Raw genomic sequence first — 17,455 nt, 5'->3', positions numbered from 1 at the left:
TGATTTTAAAATTGACAGATTGAAAGAGGATTAAAAAATTTCGGAAAAAAGATTCAGTTTTTTTAATTAAAAAAGTGTCGCTCCTACGGAGCTCTGTCTACCTTTTCTGCTATTTCTACAAACATTTCGCTCCTACGGAGCTATATCCTGAAATAAAAAAGAAAGTTTTAAATTCAAATTAAGCATTCAATTCTAAAAAAATTCCACAAAAAAACCGATGCTTTTGAAACATCGGTTTAATTATTATTTTAGCGAAAATTAATCCTGGATATATTCAGCATCCCACTCATTACCGTCATCTCCTTTGTGACCGTCAAGTTTAATTACAAAACTTTTAGTCGGGAAATACGGAGTCAAACGAATGTCTAGCCAAACTCTGTCTTTATTCACTTTATCCTGCTCAAAACGAACAATTTTGAATTTTTCAATCAATTTGTCGGCACCTTTGATACCGTCTAAGAATGTCACGATTTGTTTTCTCAAATCATCTTCGTTTTTAGCATTCCAATTTTCGAAGGCTCTTCTGTTTAGGAAATCTAATAAAACTTTAGTTACATAATCGAATACACGGACTACAGAATACGTCTGAAGACCGATGTTATCTCCTGTAAACAATGTTTTTGCAGAGAACGCCATGATTTTACCATATTCGTTCACCATTGGTACAAGACCCATTTTTTCCAACTGAGAAATTTCGCTTTTCTTCAATTCGAATTTCACTGCGTCTACTTCGTTGATGTTACCATGCTTTTTACCTGCTGCAACTTGTGACATTAAAGTTTTGTGAATTTTTCCTGCCAATGAAGTAGAAGGCGGAAGTTCTACGTTCTCTTCTTCACCTACTTCTTCAGCTCTTCCACGACCAACTAGCCAGTTACAAGTCATGATGACATTACTTCTGTGCAATTCGCCACCCGTAAGATTTGCTGAATGGAATAGATCTACAACGTCATCTGGTTTGTCAAGATTAGCAAAATCAGTAACCATCATAACTTTATTTTCATTACAGATTTTCGCCCATTTTTCAATAACTTTATTGGATCCCAAATATCCCGGAATCGCAAGAATTGAATAGTTATCTCTTAAATCTAAACGGTCATAATACTGCTTAAATTCTTCAGCAACAGCATCAATAAATAAAGGATTATCTAGATCTGACATCTGCTCTAAAGTCGCATTGACAATACTAACGTTATCAACTTTATCTAATTCGGTATTTTTATAAAACTGTGCAACCGTTCTGTATGAAGTTTCTAGCTGACGAGCTGCATCAAGGCTATTCTTTAAATTTGTTTTTAAATTTTGATCTGCCGCAAGCGCTTTTGCTTTGCAGGTATCTGCCATTTTCTCTGCAGGCTCGTTTGTACTTAAAAGTTCAACCCAAAGATTGATTTTCTGAAGCAATTCTTTTCTTTCGTCGGTTTTATTGGCATCATTCAAGAAAATTTCTTTTCTTGCTTTTCTGGTTGGGTTCATATTGGCAATTCCGTCTACGACAGATTCTATAAAGCCAAAGCCTCCAATTTTATTTAGTTCTTCAACAGGATTTCCTTTCGGTTTACCGCCTTGTTGCTGTTGATTATGTTGTTGGCTTTCTGCAGCCTGCAATTTGCTATCCATAATATTTGTGTAGGTTCTTTGGGTTATTTTTCAAGTTCTTGTGCCACATCCTTTAATGCTTCAATAAAAGCAGCTCTTGTGTTCTCATTTTCCAGCATATTGCGAAGAATTTTATTGGTTTTCAGCTGACGTACAATTTTGTTATACTGCTCCTGCTCCATGCTAAGCTTTTGAAGATAATCTGATTTCTGAACAAGATTTTTGGGAGTAAAGTCTGCAAGATTTTGAAAGCGGAATTCTTCTTCTACTACATTTCCGTCTTCTGTCTCGTGCTGTACAGCAACTGAAGGCTGAAAATGTCTGAAAACATCATCTACGGTTTTTAGACCTGTTACAATTTCCGGAACATAAGTTTCATCTGTGGTAAGCTGACTTACAATAAGAGATTTGTTTTCCTGAATTTCCTGAATAGCTTCATTAGCGTCGACCTTGACTTCGTTTCCGCCAACTCCATAATTAAACATTGCCATATTATTATTATTTTGAGATTGTTGATTTTGGTTTGGATTAGCAAATTTATGACCAATCCATTGTTTAAATTTATAAAAAAACTGTAACATACAAAATTTTGTAATGATTTTTCTTTAAATAAATCAATTTATGGATGATAATTAAATGATTGTTAATACTTTTTGGTGTCACTAATCTATGAAAAATAAATAAGAAAACGCACCTAAAGATGCGTTTCTCATATTAAGATTTTAATAATTCTTTACCAGATTTTAATTCTTTCTGCGGATGCTTTGTAAAGCTTATCTCCGGGTTTGATATCAAATGCTTTCATGAAGCCATCCTGATTGACCAAAGGCCCAAAAGCTCTGAAGTATCCCGGTGAATGCGGATCTGTTTTCACCTGATTCATCATGTACTGGTCAGTAGATTTTGTTCTCCAGACTGTTGCCCAGCTCATGAAAAATCTTTGATCTTGGTTAAATCCTGAAATTAATCCCGGATTTCCTTTGTCTTTTAGATACATTTGAAGTGCATCGTAAGCAACCGCTACTCCACCTAAATCACCAATATTTTCTCCGCTTGTAAATTTACCGTTAACAAAACTTCCTTTTACGGGTTCGTAAGCGTTGTACTGAGCTGCTAATTGACCAACTTTTGCATCGAAGTTTTTACGATCCTGCTCTGTCCACCAATTATTTAAATTTCCATCGCCATCGAATCTCGATCCGCTGTCATCAAAACCGTGAGAAATTTCGTGACCGATAACCGCTCCGATTCCCCCAAAATTAACGGCTGCATCAGCTTTTGGATTGTAAAAAGGAGGTTGAAGAATGGCTGCAGGGAAAACGATTTCGTTATTTGAACCGCTGTAATAGGCGTTGACCGTTTGAGGAGACATTCCCCACTCTGTTTTATCAACAGGCTTTCCTACTTTTTCTAAGCTTTTCTGATATTGCCAAGCCGAAACATTCTGTAAGTTTGAATATAAAGTTGCGCCTTGAGCCGGAGCTTCCACTTTTAGTTGAGAATAATCTTTCCACTGATCCGGATAAGCAATTTTCACTGTGAATTTAGACAGTTTTTCCTGAGCTTTTACTTTTGTTTCAGGAGACATCCAATCCATATCATCAATGTGAGTTTTGAATGATTTTAAAATGTAATCGATATACATTTCCATTTGCTGCTTAGATTCTGGCGTGAAATATTCATCCACATATAATTTTCCGAAAGCTTCACCTAAAACACCATTGACCAAAGCTAACCCTCGTTTATCCATCGCACGCTGTTCTTTTTGACCCTGAAGATATTTAGAGTAAAAATCAAATCGGATATTATCTAAGCTATCACCAAGATTACTTGCATTGCCATTAACTACGTGATATTTCAAGTAATCTTTCAGCAACGGAAGATTTTTCTGATTGAAAAACTGATCCATATTCTGGTAATATTTCAGCTCACCAACGATTACTTTATCTGTATTTACTCCTGCCTCTTTAAGGTATTTTGCAAGATTTACATTTTTTACCAACCCTGAAAGTTCAGATACATTTTTTGGATTGTATCTTAAGTTAGCATCTCTGTTTTGCTCTAAAGTCAGTAAATAATTTGCCAGTTGCTTTTCGAAATCCACCACATTTTTTGCTGCGGCATCAGAATTTTTATAACCTAAAACTCCAAATAGCTGTGCTACATATTTTTGATATTCCGCTAAAGTTTTTGTGTTGGCTTCATTTACTTTCTGGTAATAATCTCTTCCTAAGCCAAGATCTGGACCGCCAAGATAAACCGCATTCATTTTAGAATTTTTCATATCTGCGCTGACTCTCCATCCATAGAATGAATTGTCGCCCAGTTTTGTAGCTTCTAAAAGATATTTCTGTAGATCATTAACATTTTTTATCGCATCAATTTTGGCCAAATCTCCTTTAATCGGATTTAAACCATCAGCATTTCTCTTGCTGACATCCATAAAAAATGCATACAGGTTCTGAATTTTTTGACCTTCTGAACCTTCAGCATATTTTTCCGTTAAAATTTTATTTAAAATACTCAAAGATGCATCATCCACATTTTCTCTCAACGCATTGAAAGACCCCCAACTTGCTTTATCAGAAGGAATTTGAGTGGTTTTCACCCAATTCCCATTGACATAACTGAAGAAATCATCCTGCGGGCGAACCGTTTTATCCATATAAGACAGATTGATGCCTTCTTCTTTTATTCCTTCTTTCATTGGCTCTACAACTACCGCTTCAGTTGTTTCTACTTTCGGTGCTTCAACAATTTTTCTCGTTCCGCAAGAGTTTAGAAATACAATACCTGAAAATGCAAGTACTGCAATATTTACGTTTTTCATTAAATTAATTTTGAGTTGTAATGAGTTTGATCAAATATAGGGAATTATGTTAAATTAATTTTGTGAGTTTTTTTAATATTTTCTAAATTAAGAGTGATATTAAGTTTTGACTAAGGTCATTAGAATATTTTATCGAAAACGAATAAAAGATCCTGGGGCAGAACTCCGAAGTATTCAATGGAAGAGATTTTGTTTTTTAGTTTTATGAAAAACCATCCGTTTTTCAAACTTTTCCTTTTTTGACCTCGAGGTATTCTCTTCGAATAAAAAAACCGTTCATTACTGAACGGCTTTGATTACTAGGTTTAAAAGCTAGAAATTAAATTAAGCGTATCTCACCCACAATTTTTATAATCTCTGAGTTTTCATACCCTGTTCTTTTTATGTCAATTGTTCCATTTGCATTTACAACAGATTCTAAAATTCCTGAAGCAGAAATACCTGAGGAATTAAACTCATAAAAACTATTTCCTATAAAAAAACCTTTGTAATATTTTATGTCGAGACCTGTTTCTACTTGAATATTAACATAAACGATTTGTGTCCAAGTGTTATTTATCATGGTTTTAAGATGAAGTAAATTTGGAACCGTGAAATCGGATTCAAAACCTGAAGATCCATCATACCCTCGCGTATACTGTCCTGAGTAATTTCCCGCAATCAATCCTTTTGCATTTTGAATATTTGCCAGATAAGCAGGAAACTTTGCTTTACCATTAATATTGAAATTTGCTCCAAAATCATCCCTCGAAAGATCATCAATTGAATTTCCATATGTAGTATTAAAACCTATCTCCATACCATATCCGTAATCATCTTCAACATTTTCAAACAATTGATTACCAGGCATATTAACAAAAGTATTATTGGCTAACAAGTGGATATTATTTAAGGGCAATCCTTTATATTTTATAAATCTGGCACTATCTCTGTTTAAAAAATTTATATAATTGTTATCTAAAGTAAAATTATAAATGTAATCATTGAATTCTATAGCTCTATTGAAGTTTTCAATGTAGGAATTAATAATTGTACAGTTGTAGACATAGGAATTAAACTGTAATCCTGTTTTCACCCCTTCTACTGAAATCGCATCAAAATGACAAGCTGTTAAAGGTCCTTCAAATTTATATCCGATCACAGCATTGGCTGCCACTAAAGCTCTAAAAACATTTAAATTTATTGCTCCTGAAAAGATAAACCTCTCACCTACTCCAGTTTCATCTTCATGGCTAGATCGCAGATCATTAAAAACTGTATAATAATTATTTATCGATTTTAATAATGTAGAAAAATTAAAAGAAGAAATATTAGAGATTTCACATCCTTGATGCCAATCTTTAATAACCAATGCAGGAGAAGTCACATTACTTAAACTTGTCTTTAGAGAAAAATTGCCAAATTTAATACCTACCGAATATCTATAGTCCAAATCCGTTCCTACAGCACTTACCAGATCTCCAACACTATTATAATATCCTGACTCAAAAACAGTTATATCTGTATGCAACAAGAATATAGACTCGTTAAAGTCATAGGTTTTCGAGAACATACCAAAGTCATGGTTTTGAGGAATATACGTTTTTTTGGAAACAACATAAGTACCTTTCCCTGTTGTTACAGATAATTTATATTTATCAGCCGAAATGAAAGCCTGTTGAATTGCATCCGAGCAATCTGTAATTCCATCCGGTAAAGCACCAAACCATCTGATATCAACTCTACTATCCTCCAATATTCTTCGATAAAAAATTGACCCTACTTTCTTAAAGAGAATATCATCACAATCAGCATCCGTAATAATTTCACCATTATAGGTTTTGGACGCTTCTAAAAATGTTGTCCATTCTCCAATATAAGGATCGCTAAGTTCAATTGTATTCATTTTTTAAAATTTAATGTTAATAAAAAGAAATAATAGACTTGCAAGATTTATTTCTAACCAAAGATATTCGTAGACTGCGACAAAACATGTCGTAATAAATAAAAAAACCGCTCATTTCTGAACGGTTTTGATTATGATTACCAGATTTTAATTCTGTCTTCCGGTTTTTTGTATAATTTGTCACCAGGTTTTACATCAAACGCTTTGTAGAAAGCATCTACGTTGGTCAACGGACCGAAACTTCTGAAATATCCAGGAGAGTGTGGATCTGTTTTTACTTGGTTTACCATATATTTTTCACTTGATAAAGTTCTCCAAACGGTTGCCCAGCTTAAGAAGAATCTTTGATCCTGAGTATAACCACTAATTACTCCAGGGTTTCCTTTATCTTTCAAATACATTTGCAATGCATCATAAGCGATATTTACACCACCTAAATCGGCAATGTTTTCACCATTTGTGAAAGTTCCGTTTACGAAAGTTCCTTTTACCGGCTCATACTTGTCATATTGAGCCGCTAAAGCTTTTGTTGCTTTTTCAAAGTTGGCTTTATCTTCTGGAGTCCACCAGTCAACTAAGTTACCTTCTGCGTCAAATTGGGCACCAGAATCATCAAATCCGTGGCTGATTTCGTGACCGATAACGGCACCGATTCCACCGAAATTAACAGCTGCATCAGCTTTAGGATTAAAGAAAGGCGGCTGAAGAATCGCAGCAGGGAAAACGATCTCGTTATATACCGGGTTGTAATATGCATTTACAGTTTGCGGAGTCATTCCCCACTCTGTTTTATCTACAGGTTTTCCGATTTTTGCTAAATCTTTATTGTACTGCCATTCAGAAATATTCTGAAGGTTTGAATATAAATTCCCACCTTTAGATTCTGGAGTGATATTTAATTTAGAATAATCTTTCCAAGTATCAGGATAAGCAACTTTTACTGTAAATTTATTCAGCTTAGTCATTGCTTTTTCCTTAGTTGTAGAAGACATCCATGTCAAACCGTTGATGTGAACTGCGAAACTTTTCTTTAAGTAATCAATCAATTCTACCATCTGAGCTTTAGCTTCAGCCGGGAAATATTTTTCAACATATAATTTACCGAAGGCTTCTCCCAAAGAACCATTGATTAATTCATATCCTCTTTTGTTTAAAGCTCTCTGCTCTTGCTGACCTCTTAAATATTTACCGTAAAAAGCAAATTTAGTATCACCTAATTTTTCGCTCAAATAAGAAGCTCCACCGTTGATCATGTGAAACTTCAAATAATCCTTAATAACAGGAAGATTTTTAGCGTTCACCAATTGATCAAAGTTTTTGTAGTAGCCTAGTTCACCGATAATTACTCTATCGGTGTTTACTCCCACTTTTTTAAGATAAGAAGCAAGGTCAATATTTTTCACCAAAGTCGAAAGCTCAGCAATCGTTTTTGGGTTGTACTGAAGCGTATTGTCACGACTTTGCTCGTTGGTTAGCAAATTTTTCGCGATGCTTTTTTCGTAGTCTACAACACCTTTTGCAGCTGCATCAGCATTTTTGTAGCCTAATTCTTTTAACATAGAAGCTACATACTTTTGGTATTCTGCAAGAGCTTCTGTGTTTTTAACATCCACTTTCTGGTAGTAATCTCTACCCATTCCTAATGAAGCGTCACCCAGGTAAACTGCATTCATATTAGAATCTTTCAAGTCAGAATACACGCCCCAACCGTAGAATGTGTTATCGCCATCTTTAGTAACGGAAGTTAAATAATTCTGTAAATCTGTAAGATTTTTGATGGCATCAATTTTATTGATATTCTCCTGAATAGGCTTGATTCCGTCTGCATTTCTCTTCTCCATATTCATATACGTCGCATACAAATCCTGGATTTTTTACCTTCGCTTCCGTCTGCAAATTTATCTTTCAGAAGAGAATTTAAAATCGTCATCGAATTGTTGTCTGTATCATCAGCCAATTTGTTGAAACTTCCCCAAGTTGGTTTATCAGAAGGAATTTTAGCAGTTTTCATCCACGTTCCACTCACGTAGTTGTAGAAATCATCTTGTGGACGAACAGATTTATCCATCAAACTGATGTCTAAACCTTTATCTGCTGCAGTTGCTGTTTTGGTAGATTTAGCCTGAGCGTTCAGCGTATTTTGTGAACAAATTCCTGCCAATAAAAACAAAGAAAGCGTTAATTTTTTCATTGTAATAATAATTTATACTATAAGTATATTGAATTTAATTTTTGTTACGGTAAAGTTAATTTATTTTAAGTTGCAAATGTTTGATTCTCTATTTTGAAATTAAAATCCCTACCAAATCCTGAATAATTTTCTGCGAGACAAAATAAATAAAATCCTGCCTGTCTAAATGCGGAAGATGAAGTTTGAAAGTTTCAGATTCGTTGTTGACATTTATCGTGTAATACACCAAGCCTACATCTTTACCATCCTCTCCTTTTCCCGGACCGGCAACTCCTGTTGTAGAAAGAGAAATATCAGATTTAAATAAAACCTGACAGCCATCCGCCATTTCACGGGAAACCTCTCTGCTTACCACCGTAAATCTTTCGATAGTACCTTCAGAAACATGAAGAATATCTGTCTTTTTTTGTGTTGCATATGCAACTAATCCACCAATAAAGTATTTAGAACTTCCGGGATTTGAAGTAAGCATTTGTGCCAAATGTCCGCCTGTACAACTTTCTGCTGTTGAAATTGTTAATTCTTTCTCGCTTAAAATCTCCCCTAAAATCTTTTCAATTTTATCTTCCGAAGTTGCAATAATATTGTCTCCAATAATCGGAAATAGCTTTTGAATTTCGTCTTCCAACTGAATTTGTAATGCATCTTCATCAGTTCCGGTTGCCGTCAGCCTTAGTTTTACTCTGGTTCCGACAGGAAGATAAGACAAGGCAAGGTTTTCCGGCAACGCCAATTCCCATTCTTCAATTTGGTCTGCTAAAATACTTTCCGGAATTCCTACGACAGAAACAATTCTTGTGGAAATATAATTCAGATTAAATTTATCTTTTAAATATGGAACAATTTGGTCTTTAATCAAAGGCTTTACTTCGTAAGGAACGCCCGGCAGACTGAAAGATAGTTTTCCGTCCTGTTCCATCATCACACAAGGTGCTGTACCGTAATGATTTTGAAAAACGGTTGATTTTGTAGGAACAAAAGCCTGTTCACGGTTTCTTTCAAGAATTTCGATACGACCGCGCCTTTCCATGTATCCTTTCAAATGTTCAAAAGTAACCTCATCCAAAGCAATTTCATCATCAAAAAATTCAGCTAAAGCTTTTTTGGTTTTATCATCTCTCGTTGGCCCCAAACCTCCGGTTGTAATCACTAAATCTCCCAATTCAAAAGCAGATTTCAGGGTATTTTTAATAATTTCTATCTCATCTGAAATGGTAAAAATCTGTACCACTTTGATTCCGATATTTTTGAGCTCGGTGGCGATAAAATTCGAATTGGTATCTACCGTATTTCCTGAAAGAATTTCGTCACCAATGGTGATAAGAACTGCGTTTTGCATGCGTTTAATTTTGAATAAATTCCCTACAAATGAAGTGAAAATCTCTGTAGTGAACAAAAGAAAATGATTTTTTATATCTTTGATTTGAACTGTCTACAACTATAACAAAGAATATGACTAAATATGATGATGCTTCATGGCATTATGGCGGAGATTTTCCTGAAGGACTTCCCGAAAAAAACGGCGCAACCCACACAGGAATTTTCCTCAATTGGTGCGTTGCCAATGATTTGGTTTCGGAAGAATTGAAAGAAGACTCAGAAGATGAAATCGAAAAATTAAAACGAAGAGAAATCACCGGTGCAGACTTTGTCATCGATGCTTTAGACGGAAAATTTTCTGAATATGATCTCAATGACCTTGGAAATGCTTTTGCAAAAGACTATTATGTTGATGAGACAGATTTCGGTGATAAATTCAGTTCATTTGCGACAGATTACATCAATATTTTTGATTCGGTAGCGGAAGAAAATGATTTTGAATATGAAACTTTTTATCATATTGAAGATACTTATGAAAACTATGATTTGATGAAGCAAGTTATTGATCATCGTTTTTTGGAATGGAAAGAGTATCGAAGTTTAAACTAATTCTCTTTTGTCTTGAAACAAAAGAGACAAAAATTCAAGACTTGGAAAATTCCACTAAAAATTTAAAATTAATCCTAAAATCCCCAAACTTGTGCGAATTCAAAATAAAATCTTCAGTTCAATAGATTTGTCGCACTTCGAACAATGGGGATTTTTTAACGGATTAATTCAAAATTTTCTTAACGCTCCATTTTCCTATGTCGATTTGAGATTGCTTCGTCGCTTCGCTCCTCGCAATGACTAGTTATGTTTTACCCAGATTAAATCATTCGTATTATAACCCAATTTTTGGGCTTTTGCTAAAAATCGTTCTCTGATACTGTTTGGAATTTCTTTATTTCTCGATAAAATCCAGATGTATTTTGTGCTGTTTCCTACGACTAAGGCATTTTGATAATCATCATCAATGTCAATCACATTATAACCTGCCCAAATCGGTTTGAAAAACGAAACCTTTAATCTCGCTTCAGACTTGTCATTAACAAATCTTGCCTCACCGATTGATTCTTTCCATTCTTTTTTGACGTAATCATAGCCTCGGTTTTGAACCTGAATTGTTCCGTCGGAATTGAGTGAATAATTAGCGGTAACATTATCCATATTTTTCTCGAATTTATAATCGAAACGTGCAATTTCGAACCATTTTCCAAGATATTTTTCTGAATTAAAATTTTTGACTGCTGTTGCGCCTTTTGGAATTCCGACCGAACAGGAATTAAAAATAATTAATCCTAAAATTCCTAAAGAAACGGGAATGGCTATTTTGTGTAAGGTTTTCATGTTGAAATATTTTATTGGTATAAAAATTCAAAAATGATGCCTTTCAATATAATTTCAACATCGAATTGCAGCAGCCCGACTTGAACGGAGCTCTTTTTGTGAAACAAAAAAGCGGGAGTGGAAGGCGGAATAGCTGCCCAAAAAATCATGAAAAAACCTTCAGAAACTGATCTTTAAAACTTCCGGAAACTTCAATTTCAGTATTGTCAGAGAGTGTTGCTGTTCCGCTTTTGTGGTATGATTTTACAAACCCAGTGTTGATAATGTGCGAACGGTGAACTCTTACAAAAGGATTCTCCAGCAAGTCATCGAAATGCTTTAAAAACCTGCAAACCATTTTCTTTGAACCGTCTGTAAGATAGACCTGCGTAAAATTTCCATCTGCCTGAAGTCGTACAATATCTTCTGTTTTTACCACGTCAAAACCTTGCAAAGTCGGAAGAATCAACTGTTGTTTTTCGGGTTTTAACTTTAGGTTTTCCAGGAGAATTTTGTTTCGGTTTAATTCGTCTTTCTTTTCTAAACTTTCAGCCACTATATTAACCGCCAAAATCAATTCCTGAATGTCGATTGGTTTTAAAATATAATAACTTGCAGATTTGTTTAAAGCCTGAAGCGAATATTGTGAAAAAGCTGTGATGAAAATCGTTTCGTAAGAAAATTCTTTAGTCGCTTCCAAAACATCAAAAGCATTTCCGAAAGGCATTTCAACATCCAGAAAAACGAGTTGAGGTTGCATTTCTGCTATCAAAGGAACGGCTTCTTTGATGTTTTCTGCCTCACCCAGAATCTCAATTTGCGGACAGTATTTTGTGAGATAATTTCTAAGAACTTCTCTTGCAATTTTTTCGTCGTCTACAATTACTGATTTTATTTTCATCTTTTTAGGTTGAGGTTATTTATACATTCCTTTAGAAAACTTTAAGGTTTTGTAAGAAATCTTTGAAGTTTTATTTTCACTGCATTCGCCATTAATTTCTTTACTGATCGTCTTTATACTTTCAGTTTTAATTTTAAGATTGGCAAAACCATTTGTTTTCACCTGATCTAAAATAATGACTGAATGATCTTCTTCAAATTCCCCAGAGCAATTCATATCCCATTCTCCGCCGTATCTTCTCAGGTTATAACCCTCAAGAACTTTCTTTAAGGTTTTACCTTCCGGATAGTACATTGAAATATCTGAAGAAGAATACGGATTAGGACCGCTGCTTCCTCTGTAGTTTGCAGAAATACCAAACGCACGAGTCGTTGAATTTAGATTATAAAGTCCTGTATCAATCGTAAAACTTTGTAACATAATTGCATCTGAGCCAAACTCTATCGGATCTACATACTTGTTTGTAATCTTTCCATCAGTGTTTGTAATCAAAATCGTGTTTTTAACAGAAAAACCGTCAGCTTCAAGTTTTCCTTGTAAAATAGGTACAACAATGATATACGAATCTTCAGCGTTCGGCATTTTCTTTTCCGTGTATAATTCGCTGTGAATTTGAGAAGAATTAAGCTTTAACTGATTCAAAACTTTTGCATATCTCACATCATCATATTCCTGTGCAGAAAACAGTGTTTTAAATAAGAGACAGAAAACGAATACTAATTTATATTGCAATAATTTCATAATAACTCATTTAGAAATTCATTATAATTTTTACAAAAACACCATTTTCAGAATCTTTCACAGAGCACGAAATATCTTTTTTATACAAATCATTCAACAGCGCAATTCTTTCTAAAGTATTTTTCATTCCGCGGCCTTTTCGGGTTTTCTGATGTTCGGTTTTTTGTTTTTTACTTTCTTCAATTCCGATTCCGTTGTCTTCGATGAAAATGTTTAGAGAATCGTTATTTTTTTCAAATTTTAAGCTCAAAAATCCTTTTTCTGTTCTGTATCTTAAGCCATGCCAGATTGCATTTTCAAGAAACGGCTGTATCAACATTCCGGGAACTTTCAAACTTTGGGTATTTAAACTTTCGTCAACCTCAATTTCGTAATCAAACTTATCTGCAAAACGAGTTTTTTCTAAAGCCAAATAATTCTGAAGCAAATCTAATTCCTGCTGAAACGGAATAAAATCTTCTGTAGAATTTTCCATCACGCCACGCATGAGTTTTGAAAACTTGGTTAAATATTGATTGGCTTCCAGTTCGTTATTTGTTGCGATAAAATGATTGACAGAATTTAAACTGTTAAAAATAAAATGCGGGTTCATCTCCCGACGAAGCGACTGCAAAGCAATTTTTTTGTTTTTGATCTGAACTTTTTTCAGCGTTCTGAAAATGAAAATCATTAAGCCTATTAATAGTATTAAAGCTCCAATTAAGCTGTAATTGAAGATGTTTTTCTTGCGAATCAGCTCGTCTTTTAGCTTCTTTTCCTGCTCAAGCTGTGAAATTCGTTGCTCTGTGTCTTCAAGAATTTTGTTGTCTACCAAACTTCTGTCTTTAGAAACCAAATCAGGTAATTTCCCTAGAAAATCACGGTATAATTGCACAGAAGCATCGGTGTTTTGAGAAATAGCATACAAACTGTCGAGTCTTTTGACGCTTTTTTGCGCTTCAAGCGTATGACCTTTATTTAAAGCAATATCGTAAGCATTTTTTAATAAAACTATGGCTTCCTTAGGATCATTTTTTTTAATGTAAATATCTGCAAGTTCCTGAATTTGCTCAACTTTTTTCTGAGAATTATCTTTTACAAAATCTTCTTTTAAAACCTCTTTTTTTGCTTTAATGGCTTTGTCAAAGTCTTTATTTTCAACATAAAAATCTGTCAGTTTCTGATTAATTGCCAAAGCCTGCTGCGGTGCATTATCTTTAGAAATTTTGTACGCATTTGTAAAATTTTCTTCCGCTTTGGGAATATTTTTCTGTTCAATATTCACTTCTGCCATTTGGCTGTAACTTGCAGCGAGGTCTGCATTTTCATTTTCCTTCCGGCTAATATCAATATTGTTTTGAATGGCTTCTGCCTTGCTTTCTACAACCGGCGACGACAATCTGGAAGCGTCATTGGCATTTAATACTCTTTTCGATTTAGAATATCCAATATTTGAGGCTTTTTCATAATTACTTACCGCTGATTTCAGTTTGTTTTGATTTTCCTGCGATTGAGCTAATTTCCTGGTTACTTTTTCGAGATTTTTTTTGTCATTCAGTTTTTCATAAATACCTTTTGATTTTATGAAATACTCCTCACTTTTTGGGAAATTTCCATTGTTAAAGTAAGTTTCACCAATATTATAATATGAATCGGCTTCTGCAGATTCGTCTTTCGTATCCAATGCTTTTTTGAGCTTTGAAGTTTCGGCTACAATTTCTTTCGTATCTCTGCTGCTTTGCGAATACAAATTATTCACAGAAAGCAGCAAAAAAATAAATGTAAAAAGCCTGATTAAATTCATAAAACAAAGATATACATATAATTGATGTTCAGAAAATGATTCACCAAGTGAAAAATGGGTTTCACCAAGTTGGTTTCAAACAGCTTTTAAAAGGCGATTAAGTTTGCAGTATAATTTAAACTTAATTGTCATGAAAAATTTATCCTATTTAGTTCATTTTGCGCTTGTCCTTTCAAGTTGCCACTTTTTTTCTCAGACCAAATTAATATCCTATAAAAGCCACAGCGGTGATATGAAATATTTTGAAAAAAGTATTGTAGAAGACCGTTACAACATCAATTATTCTAATCTTGGAGTTTTGCCAGAAAGGTATGTAACCAATTCAAAATTGGATAGTGTTATTATCATTGACGATAAAAAAGCATCATTGTAACTTCAACATATTGCAAAACCCGAAGAAGCGAAACCCCAGAAAAATGGAAACCAGGAAGAGATACCGTTTATAATCATGCAATATTTTCTAACGAAAATATTGATAACGTAAAAAAAATACTTAAAGAAAATTACAACTTTCAAAACGATATAGATAGTACCGTTTTTCTGAAATATGACAAGAAAACAAAAACTTATAAGCCAATTTTCACGAAAAAAACAATCAAAAAAGCTGAGGTAAATAATTTCAAATCAAAAGAGGAAATGATGTATTTATTTGTAATAAGTATTGCTGTATTTGCTTCAATATTTATCTATAGAAAAAATCGTTAAAATCTTACAATTGTGTATAGTAAATCAATTAATGTAGGAAAACTTACTATTTTTTTTAGCTGTTTTTTTCTACAATTCATCTTTTTCTTCCCGTTGAATTTTTTAAATGATTTGCAGTTAAAAATTACTCATTTCATATTTGGAGATTTTATTCGATTGGTTTTAGAACACTTCTTCAATAAAAAGACCATCAGAATAGATTACAGCTCAGATAGTTATTCGATGTTGGTTTTAATCATTATTTTACTTTTTACATCGGTGATTCTGAGTTTTCTAATAAAGAAAAAATGTGCAAAACGTTTTTTATTGACAACAGAATATATTTGTGTGATATACATTTCTATTATTTTAATAAAATATGGTATTGACAAAATTTTCAAAACCCAATTTCCGGAGCCTGAATCTAATATTCTGTTCACAAGATTTGGAAACTTAGATAAAGATATTTTATTCTGGAGTACAATAGGAACATCTAAAATTTACAACATGATTATCGGATGTATTGAATTTTTGTCAGGAATTCTATTGTTGTTCAGACGTTTTCAGTTTTTGGGATTGTTATTTGCAATTATATGTTTTACTCAAATATTGATCATCAATATTGGGTTTGATATTTCCGTAAAATTCTTTTCCTTCATTTTACTTTTAACGAGCATCTTTCTTGTAAGAAAAACCGGGTGGGAACTTTTTCTGAAAATTATTAAACTTCCGAAAGAAACTTTTCTTAGCCGAACTTCATTTCTTCCGTATAAAACTTTTTTAAAAATTGGGATTTTAGGAATTATATTTATCAAAATTGGGATGCCGTATTTGGATGAAAATTTTCACACAGATGATAAAATTAATTTCATACAATTAAAAGGAGCTTATCAGATCACTTCTTCCGAAAGTCCATATCAATACGTATTCTTTCATAAAGACCAATACTTGATTTTTATGGAAAAGTCTTCGGAAAAGATGACCGCATTTCATTATGATATTTCTTTTGACAACCAATTGATTCTTGAAGATAACCAACACAACATTTCAAAACATTTATTATTGATGAGTAAGGAAGATAGCGCTATTATTTTTTCATTTAATAATCAATTGATCAATGCCAAATCGGTTAACCATAAAAAGATGAATGTGTTACAAGAAAAATTTCATCTATTGATAGATTAACCGTTAATCGCAGCAAATATTCTTTCACCAAGTGAAAACCTCAGTTTACCAAGTTTCCAAAATTTCAGTTTCTATTCGTGGTAATTTTACTTTAGAAATTTAAAACAAGAAATTATGAAATCGAAGAAGCGATTGCATAATACCGATAAAAACAATAAATATTTACATTATGAAACTGAAACACCTTTTATTAGTAGGAATCTTTGCAGCAGGAAGTTTGGTGAATGCGCAGGAAATCAAAAAAAACGCAATTGAAGTAACGGGAGTTGCCGAAATGGAAGTGGAACCGGATGAAATTATTTTTAACATCGGAATAAAAGCCGACAACAAAAATCAATTAGCAGACAACGAAAAACTTTTATTTGAAACTCTGAAAACCAACGGAGTAAAAAATGAAGACATCAAATTCAAATCAATGTATCAGAATTTATATTCGAAAACAACAAAATTCACAAAGAGTTTTCAGTTTAAAGTAAATGCTAAAACCAATGTGAGTAAGCTTTTTGAAGATTTGAATCAAAAATGGGTAAGCAATCTGAATATTGCCGAAATTAAAAACACAAAAATTGCAGATTTCAGAAAAACGGTTAAAATCAATGCATTAAAAGCAGCCAAAGAAAAAGCAGATTATCTCTTGGAAAGCATTGGTAAAAAGACCGGAACGCCACTGGAAATCACTGAAATTGAAGACTACATGAGCGACTCTGTAATGCCGGTAGCCTACAGAAGCAAAATGGCCAACGTACAGCTGGAAGCAGCCGACCAAAGTGTTGATGTTGCTTTTGATAACATCGAAAACATTAAGCTGAAATTCAGCATCAAAACAAGATACGAAATTCTTTAATGGGCGAAAAGACAGTCAGAAATGGCTGTCTTTTTTTTGCCTAAAAACTTCCACCAAGTGAAAACCCAAGTTCACCAAGTCTTCAAATTTTCGGTTTCTAATCGAAGTAATTTTACTGTAGAAC

At 33.6% G+C, this 17,455-nt stretch carries 13 protein-coding genes and 1 pseudogene; 4 read left to right on the top strand and 10 right to left on the bottom strand.

Features of this window, described 5'->3' with window-relative positions; genetic code table 11:
- Positions 1-258: 258 nt before the first annotated feature.
- The 6 genes and pseudogenes from EAG08_RS17075 to EAG08_RS17050 all read right to left on the bottom strand — a co-directional run bounded on the left by EAG08_RS17075 (position 259) and on the right by EAG08_RS17050 (position 9,844).
- Positions 259-1,620, bottom strand: a complete 1,362-nt coding sequence (locus EAG08_RS17075; RefSeq protein WP_129536482.1) for a DUF5458 family protein — start codon at positions 1,618-1,620, stop codon at positions 259-261.
- A 23-nt stretch (positions 1,621-1,643) separates the two neighbouring features.
- Complete coding sequence (locus EAG08_RS17070; protein ID WP_129536481.1) at positions 1,644-2,180, bottom strand: type VI secretion system contractile sheath small subunit; 537 nt, start codon at positions 2,178-2,180, stop codon at positions 1,644-1,646.
- A gap of 152 nt (positions 2,181-2,332) precedes the next feature.
- Positions 2,333-4,429 carry a M13 family metallopeptidase gene (locus EAG08_RS17065; RefSeq protein ID WP_129536480.1) on the bottom strand — a complete coding sequence of 699 codons (2,097 nt, stop codon included), beginning with the start codon at positions 4,427-4,429 and terminating at the stop codon, positions 2,333-2,335.
- A gap of 319 nt (positions 4,430-4,748) precedes the next feature.
- Complete coding sequence (locus EAG08_RS17060) at positions 4,749-6,314, bottom strand: hypothetical protein (RefSeq protein WP_129536479.1); 1,566 nt, start codon at positions 6,312-6,314, stop codon at positions 4,749-4,751.
- A 137-nt stretch (positions 6,315-6,451) separates the two neighbouring features.
- A pseudogene (locus EAG08_RS17055) lies at positions 6,452-8,505 on the bottom strand (M13 family metallopeptidase).
- Between the two features lie 88 nt (positions 8,506-8,593).
- Positions 8,594-9,844 carry a CinA family nicotinamide mononucleotide deamidase-related protein gene (locus tag EAG08_RS17050; RefSeq protein WP_129536478.1) on the bottom strand — a complete coding sequence of 417 codons (1,251 nt, stop codon included), beginning with the start codon at positions 9,842-9,844 and terminating at the stop codon, positions 8,594-8,596.
- Between the two features lie 113 nt (positions 9,845-9,957).
- Here EAG08_RS17050 and EAG08_RS17045 point away from each other — a divergent pair, with 113 nt between their 5' ends.
- Positions 9,958-10,434, top strand: a complete 477-nt coding sequence (locus EAG08_RS17045; RefSeq protein WP_129536477.1) for a hypothetical protein — start codon at positions 9,958-9,960, stop codon at positions 10,432-10,434.
- Between the two features lie 240 nt (positions 10,435-10,674).
- Here the strand turns inward: EAG08_RS17045 and EAG08_RS17040 are convergent, their stop codons facing one another.
- The 4 genes from EAG08_RS17040 to EAG08_RS17025 form a co-directional block, all read right to left on the bottom strand.
- On the bottom strand, positions 10,675-11,214 hold the full coding sequence (locus EAG08_RS17040) for a lipocalin family protein (protein ID WP_129536476.1): 540 nt from the start codon (positions 11,212-11,214) through the stop codon (positions 10,675-10,677).
- 145 nt (positions 11,215-11,359) lie between these two features.
- Entirely contained in the window at positions 11,360-12,094 is a 735-nt protein-coding gene (locus EAG08_RS17035; RefSeq protein ID WP_129536475.1) for a LytR/AlgR family response regulator transcription factor, read from the bottom strand.
- Between the two features lie 15 nt (positions 12,095-12,109).
- Positions 12,110-12,835, bottom strand: coding sequence for a hypothetical protein (locus EAG08_RS17030; protein WP_129536474.1), 726 nt, complete (start codon positions 12,833-12,835; stop codon positions 12,110-12,112).
- A gap of 10 nt (positions 12,836-12,845) precedes the next feature.
- Positions 12,846-14,618 (bottom strand): histidine kinase, encoded by a 1,773-nt coding sequence (locus EAG08_RS17025; protein WP_129536473.1) that lies wholly within the window; start codon positions 14,616-14,618, stop codon positions 12,846-12,848.
- Between the two features lie 232 nt (positions 14,619-14,850).
- Between EAG08_RS17025 and EAG08_RS21435 the strand changes: the two genes are divergently transcribed.
- From EAG08_RS21435 to EAG08_RS17015, 3 genes are all read left to right on the top strand, one after another.
- Positions 14,851-14,991, top strand: a complete 141-nt coding sequence (locus tag EAG08_RS21435; protein ID WP_164998585.1) for a hypothetical protein — start codon at positions 14,851-14,853, stop codon at positions 14,989-14,991.
- 443 nt (positions 14,992-15,434) lie between these two features.
- A complete protein-coding gene (locus EAG08_RS17020) occupies positions 15,435-16,487 on the top strand; it encodes a hypothetical protein (protein ID WP_129536472.1) in 1,053 nt (350 codons plus the stop codon).
- A 169-nt stretch (positions 16,488-16,656) separates the two neighbouring features.
- The gene (locus EAG08_RS17015) at positions 16,657-17,331 is read left to right on the top strand and encodes an SIMPL domain-containing protein (RefSeq protein WP_129536471.1); all 675 of its coding nucleotides are present in this window, start codon (positions 16,657-16,659) and stop codon (positions 17,329-17,331) included.
- Positions 17,332-17,455: the final 124 nt, after the last annotated feature.

It is taken from the genome of Chryseobacterium sp. 3008163, assembly GCF_003669035.1.
Classification (GTDB): Bacteria; Bacteroidota; Bacteroidia; order Flavobacteriales; family Weeksellaceae; genus Chryseobacterium.
Note: the sequence above shows the minus strand (reverse complement) of the source record. Positions and strands in the feature narration are given on the sequence as shown.

What these genes read in the sequence shown, in the direction of transcription:
- EAG08_RS17075 (WP_129536482.1), bottom strand. Translation starts at nt 1,620, where the DNA reads ATGGATAGCAAATTGCAGGCTGCAGAAAGCCAACAACATAATCAACAG.
- EAG08_RS17070 (WP_129536481.1), bottom strand. Translation starts at nt 2,180, where the DNA reads ATGTTACAGTTTTTTTATAAATTTAAACAATGGATTGGTCATAAATTT.
- EAG08_RS17065 (WP_129536480.1), bottom strand. Translation starts at nt 4,429, where the DNA reads ATGAAAAACGTAAATATTGCAGTACTTGCATTTTCAGGTATTGTATTT.
- EAG08_RS17060 (WP_129536479.1), bottom strand. Translation starts at nt 6,314, where the DNA reads ATGAATACAATTGAACTTAGCGATCCTTATATTGGAGAATGGACAACA.
- EAG08_RS17050 (WP_129536478.1), bottom strand. Translation starts at nt 9,844, where the DNA reads ATGCAAAACGCAGTTCTTATCACCATTGGTGACGAAATTCTTTCAGGA.
- EAG08_RS17045 (WP_129536477.1), top strand. Translation starts at nt 9,958, where the DNA reads ATGACTAAATATGATGATGCTTCATGGCATTATGGCGGAGATTTTCCT.
- EAG08_RS17040 (WP_129536476.1), bottom strand. Translation starts at nt 11,214, where the DNA reads ATGAAAACCTTACACAAAATAGCCATTCCCGTTTCTTTAGGAATTTTA.
- EAG08_RS17035 (WP_129536475.1), bottom strand. Translation starts at nt 12,094, where the DNA reads ATGAAAATAAAATCAGTAATTGTAGACGACGAAAAAATTGCAAGAGAA.
- EAG08_RS17030 (WP_129536474.1), bottom strand. Translation starts at nt 12,835, where the DNA reads ATGAAATTATTGCAATATAAATTAGTATTCGTTTTCTGTCTCTTATTT.
- EAG08_RS17025 (WP_129536473.1), bottom strand. Translation starts at nt 14,618, where the DNA reads ATGAATTTAATCAGGCTTTTTACATTTATTTTTTTGCTGCTTTCTGTG.
- EAG08_RS21435 (WP_164998585.1), top strand. Translation starts at nt 14,851, where the DNA reads ATGAAATATTTTGAAAAAAGTATTGTAGAAGACCGTTACAACATCAAT.
- EAG08_RS17015 (WP_129536471.1), top strand. Translation starts at nt 16,657, where the DNA reads ATGAAACTGAAACACCTTTTATTAGTAGGAATCTTTGCAGCAGGAAGT.